A 17,671-nucleotide genomic window follows, 5' to 3' on the forward strand; every position below is an offset into this window, starting at 1 on the left:
CTTCGAATGAGCGATCAAGGTTCCCTTCGAACCTGTGATCCCCGTCTCAAGTCCTTCCATATCGGGCACTGTCCTGCCGTATGGTGAACCAACGCCTGTTGCACCGCGGGGACCTTTGGCGCAGTTGCCGCTGAAGGTCTCTTTTGCGTGCCGGTCGGCTTCCCGCCGGCCTCGTAAGCAATGACCTGTGGCCGGGCCTCTACGCACTTCGACGCGCGTAGAGGCGTGGATCCCGGTGGTCGCCGTCCCCCGCTGCGTGATCCGGAGCGGACTCCCCAGGGGCGTGGGGTGGACGGCACGGCCCGCCGGTGCCGGCCGCCCCCCACCGGGCGCGTACCCGTTCGCGTGTCGCGTCCCGACCAGCAAGGAACGACCATGGCGTCCAGCCTGACGAAGGGCTCGGTCTCACCCGGCACCCCCGGCTCCGAGAAGACCTTCTTCGGCCACCCCCGCGGGCTGGCCACTCTCTTCATGACCGAGATGTGGGAGCGGTTCTCCTACTACGGCATGCGAGCTCTGCTCCCGCTGTACCTCGTCGCCCCGGGCGGCATGGGCCTGAACGCCGGCACGGCGACGGCCATCTACTCGGTGTACCTGTCGCTGGTGTACCTGCTCACGATGCCGGGCGGCTGGTTCGGCGACCGGGTCCTGGGCCCGCGCAAGACCGTCGCCGTCGCCGGCGGCGTCATCATGCTCGGCCACCTGACGCTGGCCCTGCCGTCCGCCGGAACCTTCTACGCGGGCCTCGGCCTGGTCGCCATCGGTTCCGGCCTGCTGAAGGCCAACATCTCCACGATGGTCGGCCAGCTCTACGACGGTCCGGACGACCCGCGCCGTGACGGCGGCTTCACCGTCTTCTACATGGGCATCAACCTCGGTGCCTTCTTCTCGCCGCTGATCATCGGCACCGTCGGCGAGGGCGTCAGCTGGCACCTGGGCTTCGCGCTCGCCGCGGTCGGCATGGGGCTCGGCCTGCTCCAGTTCCTGCTGGGCAGCCGTCACCTCGCCGCGCACTCCAGCGTCGTGCCCAAGCCGCTGTCCGCCGCGGAGAAGTCCTCCACGCTGCGCAAGGCCGCCCTCTGGGCCGGCGTCGCCGCCGTCGCCTACGCCGTCCTCGGCTTCTCCGGCACCTACACCCTGAACTGGATCCTGGTCCCGCTGACGCTGCTCGGCGTGATCATCCCGGTGCTGGTGCTGGTCCGGATCAAGCGCGACCGGGCCCTGGACCAGGCCGAGCAGTCGAAGATGTCCGCGTACATCTGGTTCTTCGTGGCCGCGGCCATCTTCTGGATGATCTACGACCAGGGCGGCTCGACCCTGGCGATCTTCGCCGAGTCGTCGGCCGAGAACAGCGTCCTCGGCTGGGAGTTCCCGGTCTCCTGGTACCAGTCGGTCAACCCGGTCCTGATCATGGCGCTGGCCCCGGTCTTCGCCTGGTTCTGGCTGGCGCTGAACCGGCGCGGCAAGGAGCCCAGCACGATCGTGAAGTTCGGCTCCGGTCTGGTGCTGGTCGGCGCGTCCTTCTTCCTGTTCCTCGCCCCGCTGTCCATCGCCGAGGGCGGCCACAAGGCGGCGGCGATGTGGCTGGTGGCGATCTACTTCACCCAGACCGTCGGTGAGCTGCTGCTCTCCCCGGTGGGCCTGTCGGTCACCACGAAGATGGCGCCCGTGAAGTACGCCTCGCAGATGATGGGCGTCTGGTTCCTGGCCGTCACCGCCGGTGACGCCACGACCGGCCTGCTCTCCATCGCCGGCGTCGACCTGGACAAGCCGGGCGTCGTCGTGATGGAGGCCGCCCTCGCCGTGGCCGCCGGTGTCGCGGTGTGGATGTACCGCCGCAAGGTCAAGTCGCTCATGGGCGGCGTCCGCTGACCTGCTGGGCCCGGCCGGTGAACCGGCCGGGCCCACACGCCAGGAGGGCCCCGCTTCCACGGATCCGTGGAAGCGGGGCCCTCCTGGCGTTCACGGGCGTCACGCCGCAGCCGGGGCGACGGGGTCCGCCGTCCGGTCAGGCGGGCGCCCCGAGTTCCGCCCACACGGTCTTGCCCGCGATGCCCGGGGTGCGGACGACCCCCCAGTCGAGGCAGAGCCGCTGGACGATGAACATGCCGTGGCCACCGGGTCGGCCCGACCGGTGCGGGGTGCGCGGGGCCGGCTGGCCGGTGCCCCGGTCGGTGACCTCGAGCCGGATCGTCTTGTTGTCGCAGACGATGCCCAACTGGTCGGGACCTTCGGCGTGCAGACAGGCGTTGGTGACCAGTTCGGACACGACGAGCAGGACGTCCTCGGCGGCGGCCCGCCGGTCGGCGGTGGCGGCGGGCAGCCAGCCCCACGCGTGCAGTGCCTGGCGGGTGAAGTCCCGGGCGAGGGGCACGACGCCGCTCTGGTCGTCGAAGCTCAGCCGACGGACCTGCCGCCCGCCCGGCGAGTCCGGTGCCCCGGACGACGGCCCCGTCGGCCCGGACGACGATCCGGACGGCACGGCCGCCTCGCCGGACCCGCTCGCCGCCGGCGCGCCGCTCCCGGGAGCCGCGCTGGGCTCCGGACCGCGGTCGCCCGCCGGATAGGGCCGGGTGGTGCTCATCAGCGCTTCACCTCACCGATTCACCAGTTCATGGTTTCAAATAATCCGTATTCAGTCAGTCACACGGTGCGGAATCGTCCGGTTCCCGGTCTCCCCGCGACCATGACGGCGGACACATCCAGTTTGTCTCCTGCCCGGGGCGCCCCGGGGAACACTTCCGTATTCGCGCGAGGAGGGCGCGACGGCGGGCAGGCGGCACGAAGGGCGTGAAGGGCGCACGGGGCGCACAGGGTTCGAAGGGCTCGGGAACTCAAGGCAGACGCCGGGAAACGCGAGGAGAAGCGCATCGCGGGACGCGGGGGAAAACGCGCCGGAAGGAGACCGCCGGTTCCGGGGCCCGCCCCGGGGCGGCGTCGGCCCGTCCGCGCGGTCATCCGGGATCGTCGGCGAGGGCCGCCTCGAGGCTGTCGTGAAGGGTGAACACCGCTTCCGCCCCGGTGATCTCGAACACGCGCGCGACCACGGGCTGCATCCCCGCGAGGTGCACCCCGCCCCCCGCGGCGTCCGCCTTCAGCCGGGCGCCGAGCAGCACGTTGAGCCCGGTGGAGTCGCAGAACTCCAGTCCGGAGCAGTCGACGACAAGCCGACTGAACCCCTTGGCCAGGCACTCCTCCAGCGGCTCACGCAACAGATCGGCGGTGTGGTGATCCAGCTCACCCGCCGGAGTCACGACGGCGCTGGAGCCTTCCTCCCGCACCTCCACCAGAAGCCGGCCCGACTGTGCGCTGCCGACCGTCCCGCGGTCCATGCCGACCCTCTCTCCCACCGGTCTTGACTGCTGCTGACGTTGATGAACATTACGCCCTGCCGCCGCACTTCGACAGCCGAACAATCAGCAACAAACGGACATACAGCCACAGAACTCACTTGCGATGAGTTCGTGGAAACGGGTAGGGCTAGTAAGGACACGCACCCGACACGGCCGGCTTTGGAGGCGCCGCACACCGCAATGCACGTAACGGCATCGGCAGCCATATGCCGAGAACGATGGAGGACATCATGTCACCCCGGCTCGACGAATCGCGTACCCAGGAAGCGTCGTCGGCACTCCCTCCGGAACATCCGGCTCCCATCGAGCAGGACGACATGGGTGTCGTCCCGGACGACGGCCTCCTCACCGGCCTACCGGAGATCCCCCCCTATGACGAGGTGGACCCGGTCGACGCGCGGGCGTTGTCCAAGAGCCTCTTCGAGCGGCTGGAGTCGCTGGACGAAGGCACCCACGAATACTCGTACGTACGCAACACGCTCGTCGAACTGAACCTGGCCCTGGTCAAGTTCGCCGCCTCCCGGTTCCGCTCGCGCAGTGAGCCGATGGAGGACATCGTCCAGGTCGGCACCATCGGTCTGATCAAGGCGATCGACCGCTTCGAGCTGTCGCGCGGTGTGGAGTTCCCCACCTTCGCGATGCCGACCATCATCGGCGAGATCAAGCGCTTCTTCCGTGACACCTCGTGGTCCGTGCGCGTACCGCGCCGGCTGCAGGAACTCCGGCTCGACCTGGCCAAGGCCGGCGACGAGCTGGCCCAGCAGCTCGACCGGTCCCCGACCGTGGCCGAACTGGCCGAGCGCCTGGGCATCTCCAAGGACGAGGTCGTCGAGGGCATGGCGGCGTCGAACGCCTACACCGCCTCCTCCCTGGACGCGCAGCCGGAGGAGAACGACGTCGAGGGCGCGCTGGCGGACCGGATCGGTTACGAGGACCACGGGCTCGAAGGCATCGAGTACGTCGAGTCGTTGAAGCCGCTGATCGCCGAACTGCCGCCGCGCGACCGGACGATCCTCTCGCTGCGCTTCGTCGCCGGGATGACCCAGTCGGAGATCGGCGAGGAACTGGGGATCTCACAGATGCACGTCTCCCGGCTGCTGTCGCGCACGCTGAAGCGGCTGCGCAAGGGGCTGACCCTGGAGGAATGACGGCCGGGGACCGACGGCCCGCGCCCCGCGTCCTGTCGGCGCCCGGTACCCGCGAGGGGTGTCCGGCGCCGACAGGACGCGGGGCGCGACGCGTTACCCTCGGTCACCCCTTTCCCCGCGGGCCCTCTTCCTCCACTATGGGCACGCCCAGACCGGCTGGTATGTCAGGACGACGGGTCCGACGGCCAGGGCTAGGAGGCGGTGCATGGACCGGGGCGAGGGGACCGTCGACGGTGACGGGCTCGGCGACGAGGACCCGGGCGCGTACGCGGGCGCGTCCGACATCCGGCTGACCGAATCACTGCGCGCCGACACCCCGGCCGCGTACTCGGCGCTTCAGGAACTCCGCGCCCGGCACGGCCCGTCCGTGCTCGCCTACGCCCGCCGGTGCACCACGGGCGACTCCGGCGCGCGCCAACTCGCCGCGCAGGCCTTCACGGACGCCGTCCGCGAGACCGCCCGCGGTACCGATACCGGCGGCCCCCTGCGCCACCGGCTCCTGCTGCTGACCGCCCGGACGGCAGCGGCCTGGGCCGCCGACGGACGGGCCGGCGGGCTCGACCCCGGACTGCACCTCGTGCTGAGTTCGTCCGGTCCCGAGGGCCCGGTCCCGTCCATGCTCGCCGCCTTCCGGACACTGCCGTACCGGGCGCAGGGCCTCGTCTGGTACGGCATCGTGGAAGAGGAATCCGCGGACCGCACGGCGACGCTGCTCGGCCTCACCCCTCAGGACGTGGCCCACGACACCCGGCCCGCGCTGCGGGCACTGGGCCGGGCCTGCCTGCGGGCCCGGCTGGCCGCCTCGGACGATCCCCGGTGCGTCGACTTCCGCCGGCTCATCGAGGAGGCGGTACGGCCCGACAGCCCCCGCGACAGCGTTGACCTGAACACCCACATGGCCCGCTGCGGGCACTGCGTCGCGGCGTACGAGGAACAGCGTGCCCTGCTGGAGGCTCCGCGCACCACCCTGGCCGAGGGTCTGCTGCCGTGGGCGGGCGCGTCGTACACCGCTCCCCTGCCGGGGTCCGCCCAGCCCTCGGCCGGCGCCGGTGCCACGGTCGGTGCCGGGGCCGGTCACGGCGCCGTCGGGTCGTGGCCGCCGTCCCGGCGTCTGGTGCTGGCCTCGGCGGCGCTCGGCGTGGCCGTGGTGCCACTGCTGTTCCTGCTGTGGTCACCGGGCGGCACTCCGGTCGAGCGCGCCCCGGAACCGGGCCCCACCCTGGCGGTCCCGCCGCCGGTGACCGTGACCGCCACCCCCTCACCGCCCCCCACCGCCTCCGCGACGCGCTCCCCCGCGCCGTCCCCCTCGAGGACCGGGACGCCCGTCCCGTCGGACACCCCGCACCCCACGCCGTCCCCGACCCCGCCTCCCACGCCGTCCTCCCCGCCCGTGTACCCGCCGCCGGGCGGCGGGTACGCGCAGGTGGTGAATCTGGCGTCGGGCCTGTGCCTGGACATCGACGGTGACCTGGAGAACCGCACGGACGTGGTCACCGCGCCCTGCGACTCCTCCCGTTCCCAGCGGTGGCGGGTCGACGCGGAGCGCGGTGTGCTGCAGTCCTACGCCGACTCCGACTACTGCCTGGACAGCCGTGGCGCGGTGGGCCGGGGGGTCGGCATCTGGGAGTGCGCCTCGGTGGACGGCCGCAACGGACAGAACCTGCGCTTCGCCGTCGACGCCCGCGGAGTGATCCGCCCGGCCATCGCGCCGGACCACGCGGTGACGCCGGCCGGGGGCGGCTCGGTGTCCCTGGCCGGGGAGGCGGGGCGGGCGGACCAGCGGTGGCGGGCCGGGGCCTGAGTCCGCGGGTCAGGCAGGTCACGAAGGTCAGGCCGGTCAGCCAGATCAGCCAGGTCAGAGCGCGCGGACGCCGCGCCGCCACACTCCGCCGACCAGCGGGACGCCTGGACGGTAGGCCAGGTGGACGTGGCTCGGGGCGTCGAGGAGGACGAGGTCGGCGCGGGCGCCGGGGGTGAGGCGGCCGATGTCGGTGCGCCGCAGGGCCGCGGCGCCGCCCGCGGTGGCCGACCAGAGGGCCTCGTCGGGCGTCATCCCCATGTCCCGCACGGCGAGCGCGATGCAGAACGGCACCGAGGACGTGAAGGACGACCCCGGGTTGCAGTCCGTGGACAGCGCGACGGTGACGCCCGCGTCGAGCAGTCGGCGGGCGTCCGGCCACGGGGCCCGGGTGGAGAACTCGGCGCCCGGCAGGAGGGTCGCCACCGTGCTGCTGTCGGCCAGGGCGTCGACGTCCGCGTCGGTGAGGTGGGTGCAGTGGTCGGCGCTGGCCGCGTCGAGTTCGACGGCGAGCCGGACGCCGGGACCGTGGGAGAGCTGGTTGGCGTGGACGCGCGGGTGGAGGCCCTTCGCCCGGCCCGCGGTGAGGATCGCGCGCGCCTGGTCGCCGTCGAAGGCGCCCTTCTCACAGAAGACGTCGATCCAGCGGGCGTGCGGCGCGCAGGCGTCCAGCATCACTCCGGTGACCAGGTCGACGTAGCCGGCCGGGTCGTCGGCGTACTCGGGGGCGACGATGTGGGCGCCGAGGTAGGTGACCTCGTCGGTGTGACGGGCCGCCAGGCGCAGGGCACGGGCCTCGTCCTCGGTGGTCAGGCCGTAGCCCGACTTGGTCTCGAGGGTGGTGGTGCCCTGGCGGAGCGCCTCGGTGAGCAGGCGGGTCAGGTTCGCCTCCAGTTCCGCGTCGCTCGCGGCCCGGGTGGCGGCGACGGTGGTGCGGATGCCGCCCGCGCTGTAGGGGCGGCCGGACATCCGGGCGTTGAACTCCTCGGTGCGGTCGCCCGCGAAGACCAGGTGGGAGTGGGAGTCGACGAAGCCCGGGATCGCCGCCCGGCCCTCGGCGTCGACCCGGTTGTCGGTGGCGGGTGCTGTGCTTGTTCCACCGGTCCACACGACGCGGTCGCCGTCCATGACGACGGCCGCGTCCCGGAGCAGGCCGAGAGGGGAGTCACCGAGGGAGGGGTCGTTGGTGACCAGCGTGGCGATGTTGACGATGGCGGTGCTGCTCATGGCGTCCTCGTGGATGGCGGCGGGAGCGGGGCCGGGGGGCGTGTCCGGGCGCTCGTTGTCCGGTCGCCCGGAGTTCAGGCGCTCGGGGTTCAGGTGCTCGGGGTTCAGTCGTTCAGGGCCTCGATCGCCTGCGCGAGGGCGTGCGGCACATCGGGGACGAGGGTGTGCGCCCCGTCGCGTACGACGTGCCGGCCTGCCACGATCGTGTGCCGTACGTCGGCCGCCGTCGCGGCGAATACGGCCGTCTCGGCGCCGAGTCGGGGCGGTGGCCCCGCGGTTCTGACCGACTCCAGCGTGAGGGTGGTCAGGTCGGCGAGCGCTCCGGGCTCGATGGTGCCCGCCTGCTCCCAGCCGAGTGCGGCGTGGCCGTCGGCGGTGGCCGCCCGCAGCAGGGCGTTCGCCGTCCAGTGGCCGCGGGTGCGGGTGCGCAGTCGCTCGTTGAGCTCCAGGGCGCGCGCCTCCTCCAGCAGGTCGATGACGGCGTGGCTGTCCGAGCCGAGGGAGAGCGGGGAGCCCCGGCGCTGGAGGGAGGCGGCGGGGCCGATGCCGTCGGCGAGGTCGCGTTCGGTGGTGGGGCACATGCAGGTGCCGGTTCCGCTGCCGCCGATCAGCGCCACGTCCTGGTCGGTGAGGTGGGTGTTGTGGATGCCGGTGGTGCGCGGTCCGAGCACGCCGTGGTCGGCGAGGAGGCGGGCCGGGGTGCGGCCGTGCGCCTCCAGACAGGCCTTGTTCTCGGCGATCTGCTCCGACAGGTGCACGTGCAGCGGGGCCCGCCGCTCCTCGGCCCAGCGTGCCACCGTCGCCAGCTGCCCGGCGGGCACGGCCCGTACGGAGTGGACGGCGGCACCGATCCGCGCGTGGTCCCGTTCCTCGAGAAGTGAACAGCGTTCCGCCCAGGCCTCGGCGGTGCCGTCGGAGAAGCGGAGCTGGTGGGTTCCCGGCGGCTCGCCGAAGCCGGCGGACAGATAGGCGGCGTCGAGGAGGGTGATGCGGATGCCGGCTTCGGCGGCGGCCTCGATGAGGGCCTCGCCCATGACGTTGGGGTCGGCGTAGCGGGCGCCGCCGGGCGCGTGGTGGACGTAGTGGAACTCGCCGACGGCGGTGATGCCGGCGAGGGCCATCTCGGCGTACACGGCGCGGGCGAGCCGGTGGTAGTTCTCGGGGGTGAGCCGGTCGGCGACCGAGTACATGACCTCGCGCCAGGTCCAGAAGGTCCCGGAGCCCACCTGGACGGTGCCGCGCAGCGCGCGGTGGAAGGCGTGGCTGTGGGTGTTGGCCAGGCCGGGGAGCGTCAGGCCGCGCAGCACCTCGGCGCCGTGCGGCGGGGCGGGTGTCCCCGGGCGGACGTCGGTGATGCGCCCCTCCGCGACCTCGACGGCGACACCCGGTTCGACGGGGATCCCCGCTGCTCGAGCGGAGGTGCCGAGCCAGGCGTGCTCGAGCCAGTACGTCCGTGCGGTGGTCACGTGCGGGCCAGTCCTTCCAGTACGTCGGCGAGGGCGAGCACCCCGGCCACGCAGTCGTCCTCGTCGGCGTGTTCGGCCGGGGAGTGTGAGACGCCCGTGGGGTTGCGCACGAACAGCATGGCGGTCGGGATGCTTCCGGAGAGGATTCCGGCGTCGTGTCCGGCGCCGGTGCCGAGGACGGGGACGGGCGCCGTGCGGTCGCGGCCCAGGATGCGGGCGAGTTCGTCGCGCAGGGCGTGGTCGAACTCGACGACGGGCGTGCGGGACTCGCGGACCACGTCCAGCTCCACGCCGTGGGCGGCGGCGTGCTCGCGGGCCGCCTTCTCCACCGCGGTGACCACGGTGTCCAGGCTCGGCTGGTCGACGGCGCGGGAGTCGAGCCAGCCGCGCACCAGGGAGGGGACGGCGTTGACGCCGTTCGGTTCCACGGCGATCTTGCCGAAGGTGGCGACGGCACCGGCGAGTTCGGCCTCGCGGCGGGCGGCGAGGACGGTCTCGGCGTACGGCAGCATGGGGTCGCGGCGGTCGGCGAGGCGGGTGGTTCCGGCGTGGTTGGCCTCGCCGCGGAAGTCGAACCGCCAGCGGCCGTGCGGCCAGATGGCACTGGCGATGCCGATCCGGTCGCCGGACAGGTCGAGGGCCCGGCCCTGTTCGACGTGCAGTTCGACGAAGGCGCCGATGCGGGCGAGCCGTCCGGGGTCGGGGCCGATGGCGTCGGGGTCGTGCCCGGCGGCCTCCATCGCCCGGGGCAGGGTGGTCCCGTCGCCGTCGGTGAGGCGGTGTGCCTGGGCGCGGGTGAGCCGTCCGGCGGTGAGCCGCGAGCCGACGCAGGCGAGTCCGAAGCGGGCGCCCTCCTCGTCGCCGAAGTTGACGATGCCGAGGGGGCGGCCGAACGACGTTCTTCTGCGGCGCAGTTCGTCGAGGGCGGCGAAGGCGGAGACGACGCCCAGGGGCCCGTCGAAGGCGCCGCCGTCCGGCACGGAGTCCAGGTGGGACCCGGTGACGACGGCGTCCCCGGCGGCGGGGTCGCCCAGCCAGGCCCACTGGTTCCCGTTCCGGTCCACTTCGTGGCGCAGCCCCCGCAGTTCGGCCTGGGCGGCGAACCAGGCCCGGCATTCGGCGTCGGCGCCGGTCCAGGCGTACCGCCGGTAGCCGCCGGTGCCGGGGTGGCGGCCGAGGGGGAGCAGTTCGCGCCACATCGCCTGGAAGGCGGGGGGTGCGGCCGGTGGGGCCGGTGCGGTGCCGTGGATCCCGCTCTCGTCGTGGGTCACGCGCGCTCGCCCCCGTCCGCGCGGCCTTCGCTGCCCTCACAGCTCTCGTGGCCCTCACGGCTCTCGTGGCTCCCGTGGCCTTCGCTGCTCTCGCTGCCTTCGCGCATCGGCACGCGCACCCCTCGCTCCGACGCCACCGAGTCCGCGATGTCGTACCCGGCGTCCACGTGCCGGATGACGCCCATTCCGGGGTCGTTGGTCAGCACGCGCCGGATCTTCTCGCCGGCCAGGCCGGTGCCGTCGGCGACGGTCACCTGACCGGCGTGCAGGGAGCGGCCCATGCCGACGCCGCCGCCGTGGTGGACGGAGACCCAGGAGGCCCCGGACGCCACGTTCACCATGGCGTTGAGCAGGGGCCAGTCGGCGATCGCGTCGGACCCGTCGAGCATGGCCTCGGTCTCGCGGTACGGGGAGGCGACGGAGCCGCAGTCGAGGTGGTCGCGGCCGATGACCACGGGGGCGGACAGCTCACCGCTCGCGACCATGTCGTTGAACCGCTCGCCGGCCTTGTCCCGCTCGCCGTATCCGAGCCAGCAGATGCGCGCGGGCAGGCCCTGGAAGCGGACGCGTTCACCGGCCAGTCGGATCCAGCGGGCCAGGGGCTCGTTCTCCGGGAACAGGTCGAGGACGGCCCGGTCGGTCTTCGCGATGTCGGCGGGGTCGCCGGACAGGGCGGCCCAGCGGAAGGGGCCCCTGCCCTCGCAGAACAGCGGGCGGATGTAGGCGGGGACGAAGCCGGGGAAGGCGAAGGCCCGGTCGTATCCGGCGAGTTCGGCCTCGCCCCGGATGGAGTTGCCGTAGTCGAAGACCTCGGCCCCGGCGTCCATGAAGCCGACCATCGCCTCGACGTGCCGGGCCATGGACCGGCGGGCGCGGGCGGTGAAGCCGGCCGGGTCCTTGGCGGCGGCGTCGGCCATGTCCTCGAAGGCGACCCCGGCGGGCAGGTAGGCCAGCGGGTCGTGGGCGGAGGTCTGGTCGGTGACGATGTCGACGGGGGCGCCCAGGGCGAGGAGCCGCGGGAGTACCTCGGCGGCGTTGCCGAGGACGCCGATCGACAGCGGTCGGCGGGCGTCGCGGGCCTCGGTGGCCAGCCGCAGGGCGTGGTCGAGGGAGTCGGCCCGCACGTCCAGGTACCGGTGCTCGATGCGGCGGTCGATGGCCCGGGGGTCGCAGTCGACGCAGATCGCGACGCCGTCGTTCATGGTGACGGCGAGCGGCTGGGCGCCGCCCATGCCGCCGAGGCCGGCGGTCAGGGTGATGGTCCCGGCGAGGGTGCCGTCGAACTTCTTGGCGGCGACGGCGGCGAACGTCTCGTAGGTGCCCTGGAGGATGCCCTGGGTGCCGATGTAGATCCAGGAGCCGGCGGTCATCTGCCCGTACATGGTCAGGCCGAGGGCCTCCAGGCGGCGGAACTCCTCCCAGTTGGCCCAGTCGCCGACGAGGTGGGAGTTGGCGATGAGGACGCGCGGGGCCCATTCGTGGGTCTGCATGACGCCGACGGGACGGCCGGACTGGACGAGCATCGTCTCGTCCTGCTTCAGGGTCCTGAGGGTGCGGACCATGGCGTCGAAGGAACGCCAGTCGCGGGCCGCCTTCCCGGTGCCGCCGTAGACGACGAGCCGCTCGGGGTGTTCGGCGACCTCCGGGTCGAGGTTGTTCTGCAGCATGCGCAGAGCGGCTTCCTGGGGCCAGCCCGGGGTGCTCAGTTCGGTGCCGCGCGACGCTCGGACGACTCGGGGTCCCGGCATGGTCCGCCTCCTGGTGACGTGCTCCCGCCCTTACTGCAGATATTCACACATTCGCAGCCTGAATAGGGCTAGTCAATACGGCCGGTGTGTCGGCGCGGGCCGCCGGGCTGTGTTCGGCTGGACCGTATGGGCACTGGCATGGAGAAGGCCGAGCACGCCGAGAAGGCCGAGCACGCCGAGAAGGCCGAGCACGCCGAGAAGGCCGAGCACGCCGAGGAGGCGAGGGAAGCGGTGACTCATGACGAGGGCGGGGCGGGAGCCGGGCGGGCGGCCCGGCGGGAGGCGGCGGTGCGGGCCGCGGTGGAACAGGGGCTGCTCGGTCCCGGCCGTCCCCTGGCGGCCCTGCTCGACGTCACCGGCATCCGGGAGTCGGCGGCCGAGCTGCGGGAGGCCTTCGCGGCGGTGACACCGCCCGGCACTCCCGTGCTGCACGCCTTCGCCGTGAAGGCGAGCCCGCTGGTGCCGGTGCTGCGGCTGCTGCACGCGGAGGGCATCGGGGCGGAGGTGGCGAGTCCCGGCGAGCTGGCACTGGCGCGGGCGGCGGGAGTGCCCCCGGAGCGGACGGTGCTGGACTCGCCCGCCAAGACGCCAGCCGAGCTGCGGGAGGCCCTGGCGCTTGGCATCGCCGTCAACGTGGACAACCCGCAGGAGCTGGCGCGCATCGACGCCCTGCCGGCCGGCGCCCCGGCGCCGCAGACCGGTTCCTCCCGCTCTCCCGTCGGCGTCCGGGTGAACCCGCAGGTCGGCGGTGGCACCATCGAGGCGCTGTCCACCGCCACGGCGACCTCGAAGTTCGGGGTGGCGCTGCGCGACGAGGGAGCGCGGGAGTGGGTCGTGCGGGCCTACCTGGACCGGCCGTGGCTGACCCGGCTGCACGCGCACACCGGCTCCCAGGGCATCGCGCTGTCCCTGATGGCGAGGGGGGTGGCGGAGACGTACGCGCTGGCGGAGGAGATCAACCGGCGCGCGGGGCGGCATCAGGTCGACACCGTCGACATCGGCGGCGGCCTGCCGGTGAACTTCGCCTCCGACGCGACCAGCCCGACGTACGCGCGGTACGCGCGGCTGCTGAAGGAGACCGTGCCCGGACTGTTCGACGGGCGGTACGGGCTGGTCACCGAGTTCGGACGGTCGCTGCTGGCCAAGCACGGCACGGTCGTCGCCCGGGTGGAGTACGCCAAGAGCGCCGGCGGGCGCCCGGTCGCGGTGACGCACGCGGGCGTGCAGGTGGCGACCCGGACGGTGTACGCGCCGGCCGTGTGGCCGCTCAGGATCGCCGCGTACGACGCCGAGGGGCTGCCGAAGGAGGGCACCGCGGTGGTGCAGGACGTGGCGGGACCGGCCTGCTTCGCGGGCGACCTGCTCGCCCGGGGGCAGGCGCTGCCCCTGCTGGAGCAGGGCGACTACGCGGCGGCGCTGGACACGGGCGCGTACGGCTTCGCCCACCACTACGCCTACAACTCGCTCCCCCGCCCGGCCGTCCACGGCTTCACCGCCGACGCTTTTGGCCGGGTCACGTTCGCACTCGTGCGCCCGGCCCAGAGCGTCGAGGAGATCGTGGCCGAATCGGGCGGCGCCCACGCGGACGCCCTGATCTCCTGACCGCCCGGCCACCCGACCGTCCGGCCACCCGACCGTCCGTCCGGCCCCCGGCCCGGGTCAGGCCGGGGCCGGGGCGCGGCGGCGGGCCCCGCCCGGCATCGCGTCGCCCGCCGCGATGCCGGTGGTGCGGTACGCCTCGACCGCCTTGCCGGCCGGGCTGCCCGCGCCCGCGCGCAGCCAGTCGACGCGGACCCACAGCAGGTTCTGGTCGGCCTCCTCCAGGCGGCCGATCCAGGACGCCTTCCACCACAGGCCGACGCCGCACCCGGCGAGCAGCAGACCGCCCGCCGCGGGCAGCGCGAACGAGCCGCCCAGGGCGGCGAGGAAGGCGAGCAGCAGCCACCAGCGGTGGCCGCGACGCCAGTTGCGCACGCTGACCGCACGGTCCTGGAGCACATCGTGCTTGCCCGCCCGGACCGCCGGCCGGGCCAGCGCGCGGTACCGTCCCCGCCGCGCGTACGCCACCACGGCCATGGCCACCAGGAACAGCGCGGCCCCCGCCAGCACCCCGATCCGGCGGCCGGTCAGCCCCGGCACCAGCACCCCGATGCCCGCCGCGAACACGCCCAGCCACCACAGCGGGGCGGCCCCGGCCCGTACGACGACGGCCACCCGAGCCAGCCCCTGTCCTCCGCGCATCACGTCCAGCCTCCCGTCCCACGTCAGTGGAGCGTCCTCATGGTCCCGGGACGCAGGGTAGTGAACCGACGTGAGAGAAGTCTGAGACGGAGAAGTCCGAGACACCACCCCGTCCTGCCCGGCCTCCCCGCCCTCAGTCCACGAACAGGCCGCGGGCCGCCGCCTTCGTGTCGAAATCCTCCAGTCTGGCCTGCGCGTCGGGCAGGCCGTCGCACATCGCCTCCAGCAGCACCCGGCCCAGCAGCATCGGCGCGCACGCCGTGTCGAAGGCGAGCCCGGTGCCGACGGCGGCGGGCAGCAGCAGGTCGGAGACCTTGGCGACCGGTGCGAAGGCGGAGTCGGCGACGGTGACGACGGTCAGCCCCGCCTCCCTGGCGTGCGTGAGGGCGTCGACGACCTCGCGGGGGTGCCGGGGCAGCGCGAAGCACAGCAGGGCCCCGGCACCGGCCCCGGCGGCGGCGTCGATGCGGTCGTGCAGCATGGTGCCGCCCTCGTTGAGCAGCCGCACGTCGGGGTGGACCTTGGCGGCGAAGTAGGCGAAGCCGTGGGCCTGCGCCGCCGCCGCGCGCAGCCCGAGCACGGGCAGCGGCCTGCTGTCCGCGAGGATCCGTCCCGCCCGCCGTACGGGCTCCGGATCGGCCAGCACCTCCGCGAGGTGCCGCAGGTTCTCGATCTCGGCCTCGACGGCCTGCTGGTACTCGTTGTACGGGCCGGTCTCCGGCGTGGGCCCGGGGGGCGCGACCTCGCGCAGATGCCGCCGCAGCGCGGGGTAGCCGTCGAAGCCCAGGGCGACGGCGAACCGGGTCACGGAGGGCTGGCTGACCCCGGCCAGCTCGGCCAGTTCCACGCTGGACAGGAACGGGACCTCGGCGGCGCGCCGCACCATGCTGTGCGCGATGCGCCGCTGCGTGGGCGTCAGCCGGTGCCCCTCGAAGAGCGCCTGCAGGCGCGCGCCCGGGCCCTCGGTGACGCTCATGACGTGGCTCCCCCTCGACCCGTTCCCCGGTCTTCCCTCGGTCTGCTGCTCGTGGTCCGTCGCTCGCGGTCCGTTGCCCGGCCGGCTCCCCTGCCTATTCACACACCGCGGTTCCTGTATGCCGTTATACAGGCGAACGGAGGGCGGGCACGACCGGGAACGGGCCCCGGAGCGCCCGCCGGACCCCGGCGGGCCCCCTGTTGACAAGGGGGCTGTCCCCAGTGCCACGGGCCGTCGGCCTGCCTACCGTGGTCGGTATGAGCGGAATGGACACGCGGGACGCCGAGCTGAAGAAGGAACTCGACGCCACCCTGCAGGCCCGCAGGGAACTGGGCGACGAGTACGAGTCCGCGCTGGTCGACTCCTTCCTGGAGAAGGTCGACCAGCGCATCGACGGCGCGGTGGAGCGCCGGGTGCGCCGGCAGCTCGCCGAACAGCAGATGACGGTGGCCCGGGACTCCCGGGCGCCGAAGGCCACCGACAGCTGGGGCGAGCGCTTCGGCTTCGGGATCGTCTCCCTGGTCCTGGCGGTGCCGCTGTCCGCGATCGGCGGGGGTGTGGGCCATCTGCCCGGTCTGGTGGTCGCCTGGCTGGGGATCGTCGGCGTGAACGTCGTCCAGGCCGCACGCGTCAACCCCGGCCTGTTCGGCGGCCACCGCCGGCGGCAGGAGCCGGACGGCGCCTGGGAGGAGTGAGCAGCCGGACGGCCGCCGAGGGCGACCGCGGAAGGCTGGACGCGGGGACCACCGCACCCCCGTCACCGGGGGGCGGGACGACGGCGGTCCCCGCGCGGGGACGCGGGGCGGCCGGGCCGCGCGTCCTGGCGTCCGTGGAGGTCCGGGAGCCGCTCCGGAAGTCCTCGACGCCGACACCCCTCACCCTGCCGGACCGGTGTCAAGCGCGTGCTGCGCGCACATGACGCCCGCGTACCACTTCCGCGAAGTCGCCGCCACGGACCCGCCACCGGCCCGGCCACCGGTTCCCGGCCGCCGGTTCCCGACTGTCCGTTCCCGGCTGTCAGTTGCCTCCCTTGGCGAGGAAGGACAGCAGGTCCTGGCGGCTGACCACACCGGTCGGCTTGCCCTCGACCAGGACGATCGCCGCGTCCGCCTCGCCCAGCACGGCCATCAGGTCCGCGACGGGCTCACCGGAGCCGACCTGCGGCAGCGGGGCGGACATGTGCTTCTCCAGCGGGTCCTCGAGCGAGGCGTGCTTGCTGAACAGCGCGTCCAGCAGCTCCCGTTCCACCACCGAGCCGACGACCTCGGCGGCCATCACGTCCGGGTGGCCGGCGCCCGGCTTGACGACCGGCATCTGCGAGACGCCGTACTCGCGCAGCACCTCGATGGCCTGCCCGACCGTCTCCTCGGGGTGCATGTGCACGAGGGACGGGATGTGCCCGTGCTCCTTGTGGTCGAGGACGGCACCGACGCGGGCGCTCGGGCCGGCGTCCTCGAGGAAGCCGTAGTCGGCCATCCACTCGTCGTTGAAGATCTTGCTGAGGTAGCCGCGCCCGCTGTCCGGGAGCAGCACCACCACGACGTCGTCCTCACCGAGCCGCTCGGCCACCCGCAGCGCCGCCACGACGGCCATGCCGCACGAGCCGCCGACGAGCAGGCCCTCCTCCTTGGCCAGGCGCCGGGTCATCTGGAAGGAGTCCTTGTCGGACACCGGGACGATCTCGTCCGCGACGGTGCGGTCGTAGGCGGTGGGCCAGAAGTCCTCGCCCACGCCCTCCACCAGGTACGGCCGCCCGGAGCCGCCCGAGTAGACGGAGCCCTCGGGGTCGGCGCCGATGACCTTGACGCGGCCGTCGCTGGCCTCCTTCAGGTAGCGCCCGGTCCCGGAGATGGTGCCGCCGGTGCCGACTCCGGCCACGAAGTGGGTGATCTTCCCCTCGGTCTGCTCCCACAGCTCCGGGCCGGTGGACTCGTAGTGGCTGAGCGGGTTGTTGGGGTTGGAGTACTGGTCCGGCTTCCAGGCCCCGGGCGTCTCACGGACCAGCCGGTCGGAGACGTTGTAGTAGGAGTCGGGGTGCTCGGGGTCGACGGCGGTCGGGCAGACGACCACCTCCGCCCCGTACGCCCGCAGCACGTTGATCTTGTCCAGGGAGACCTTGTCGGGGCAGACGAAGATGCACTTGTAGCCCTTCTGCTGGGCCACGATGGCAAGACCGACCCCGGTGTTGCCACTGGTCGGCTCGACGATGGTGCCGCCCGGCTGCAGCTCCCCGCTCTTCTCCGCCGCCTCGATCATGCGCAGGGCGATGCGGTCCTTCACCGATCCGCCGGGGTTGAAGTACTCCACCTTGGCCAGGACGGTCGCCCCGATGCCCTTGGTGACGTTGTTGAGCCTCACGAGCGGGGTGTCGCCGACGAGGCTGATCATCGAGTCGTGGAATTGCACCGTTGTCTCCGGATACTGCAAAAGGTGTGGTTGGCGT

Annotated in this window: 14 protein-coding genes; 5 read left to right on the top strand and 9 right to left on the bottom strand. The window is 73.1% G+C overall.

What is annotated here, in order from left to right; all coding sequences use genetic code 11:
• Positions 1-375 precede the first annotated feature (375 nt).
• Positions 376-1,872: an oligopeptide:H+ symporter gene (locus tag ACWEQO_RS17190; protein WP_452983863.1), complete on the top strand. Its 1,497-nt coding sequence runs from the start codon at positions 376-378 to the stop codon at positions 1,870-1,872.
• 136 nt (positions 1,873-2,008) lie between these two features.
• On the opposite strand, the gene ACWEQO_RS17195 is transcribed toward ACWEQO_RS17190, so the two are convergent.
• Positions 2,009-2,584, bottom strand: coding sequence for an ATP-binding protein (locus ACWEQO_RS17195; protein WP_452983866.1), 576 nt, complete (start codon positions 2,582-2,584; stop codon positions 2,009-2,011).
• A 370-nt stretch (positions 2,585-2,954) separates the two neighbouring features.
• Positions 2,955-3,332: an STAS domain-containing protein gene (locus ACWEQO_RS17200; RefSeq protein WP_452983869.1), complete on the bottom strand. Its 378-nt coding sequence runs from the start codon at positions 3,330-3,332 to the stop codon at positions 2,955-2,957.
• 239 nt (positions 3,333-3,571) lie between these two features.
• Here ACWEQO_RS17200 and ACWEQO_RS17205 point away from each other — a divergent pair, with 239 nt between their 5' ends.
• Together ACWEQO_RS17205 and ACWEQO_RS17210 are read left to right on the top strand one after the other, a co-directional pair.
• Complete coding sequence (locus tag ACWEQO_RS17205; RefSeq protein ID WP_361455091.1) at positions 3,572-4,501, top strand: RNA polymerase sigma factor SigF; 930 nt, start codon at positions 3,572-3,574, stop codon at positions 4,499-4,501.
• 205 nt (positions 4,502-4,706) lie between these two features.
• Positions 4,707-6,302: a ricin-type beta-trefoil lectin domain protein gene (locus ACWEQO_RS17210; protein ID WP_452983873.1), complete on the top strand. Its 1,596-nt coding sequence runs from the start codon at positions 4,707-4,709 to the stop codon at positions 6,300-6,302.
• 54 nt (positions 6,303-6,356) lie between these two features.
• Here the strand turns inward: ACWEQO_RS17210 and hutI are convergent, their stop codons facing one another.
• From hutI to hutU, 4 genes are all read right to left on the bottom strand, one after another.
• A complete protein-coding gene (gene hutI, locus ACWEQO_RS17215; RefSeq protein WP_452983876.1) occupies positions 6,357-7,526 on the bottom strand; it encodes an imidazolonepropionase in 1,170 nt (389 codons plus the stop codon).
• Positions 7,527-7,630: 104 nt separating this feature from the next.
• Positions 7,631-8,992 (bottom strand): formimidoylglutamate deiminase, encoded by a 1,362-nt coding sequence (locus tag ACWEQO_RS17220; protein WP_452983879.1) that lies wholly within the window; start codon positions 8,990-8,992, stop codon positions 7,631-7,633.
• Positions 8,989-10,191 (bottom strand): allantoate amidohydrolase, encoded by a 1,203-nt coding sequence (locus ACWEQO_RS17225; RefSeq protein ID WP_452984010.1) that lies wholly within the window; start codon positions 10,189-10,191, stop codon positions 8,989-8,991. Before ACWEQO_RS17225 ends, ACWEQO_RS17220 begins: the two co-directional genes overlap by 4 nt.
• 68 nt (positions 10,192-10,259) lie before the next feature.
• Positions 10,260-12,011 carry a urocanate hydratase gene (hutU, locus tag ACWEQO_RS17230; RefSeq protein ID WP_452983882.1) on the bottom strand — a complete coding sequence of 584 codons (1,752 nt, stop codon included), beginning with the start codon at positions 12,009-12,011 and terminating at the stop codon, positions 10,260-10,262.
• A 126-nt stretch (positions 12,012-12,137) separates the two neighbouring features.
• On the opposite strand from hutU, the gene ACWEQO_RS17235 reads away from it, so the two are divergent.
• Positions 12,138-13,613 (top strand): diaminopimelate decarboxylase, encoded by a 1,476-nt coding sequence (locus ACWEQO_RS17235; RefSeq protein WP_452983885.1) that lies wholly within the window; start codon positions 12,138-12,140, stop codon positions 13,611-13,613.
• A 57-nt stretch (positions 13,614-13,670) separates the two neighbouring features.
• On the opposite strand, the gene ACWEQO_RS17240 is transcribed toward ACWEQO_RS17235, so the two are convergent.
• A complete protein-coding gene (locus ACWEQO_RS17240; protein WP_361455073.1) occupies positions 13,671-14,252 on the bottom strand; it encodes a hypothetical protein in 582 nt (193 codons plus the stop codon).
• Positions 14,253-14,385: 133 nt separating this feature from the next.
• Positions 14,386-15,228 carry a MurR/RpiR family transcriptional regulator gene (locus tag ACWEQO_RS17245; protein WP_361455070.1) on the bottom strand — a complete coding sequence of 281 codons (843 nt, stop codon included), beginning with the start codon at positions 15,226-15,228 and terminating at the stop codon, positions 14,386-14,388.
• Between the two features lie 257 nt (positions 15,229-15,485).
• Here ACWEQO_RS17245 and ACWEQO_RS17250 point away from each other — a divergent pair, with 257 nt between their 5' ends.
• Positions 15,486-15,923 (top strand): hypothetical protein, encoded by a 438-nt coding sequence (locus ACWEQO_RS17250; protein WP_361455067.1) that lies wholly within the window; start codon positions 15,486-15,488, stop codon positions 15,921-15,923.
• Positions 15,924-16,245: 322 nt separating this feature from the next.
• Here ACWEQO_RS17250 and ACWEQO_RS17255 read toward each other — a convergent pair whose 3' ends face one another.
• Entirely contained in the window at positions 16,246-17,634 is a 1,389-nt protein-coding gene (locus ACWEQO_RS17255; protein ID WP_361455064.1) for a cystathionine beta-synthase, read from the bottom strand.
• Positions 17,635-17,671: the final 37 nt, after the last annotated feature.

It is taken from the genome of Streptomyces sp. NPDC004051 (assembly GCF_053604275.1).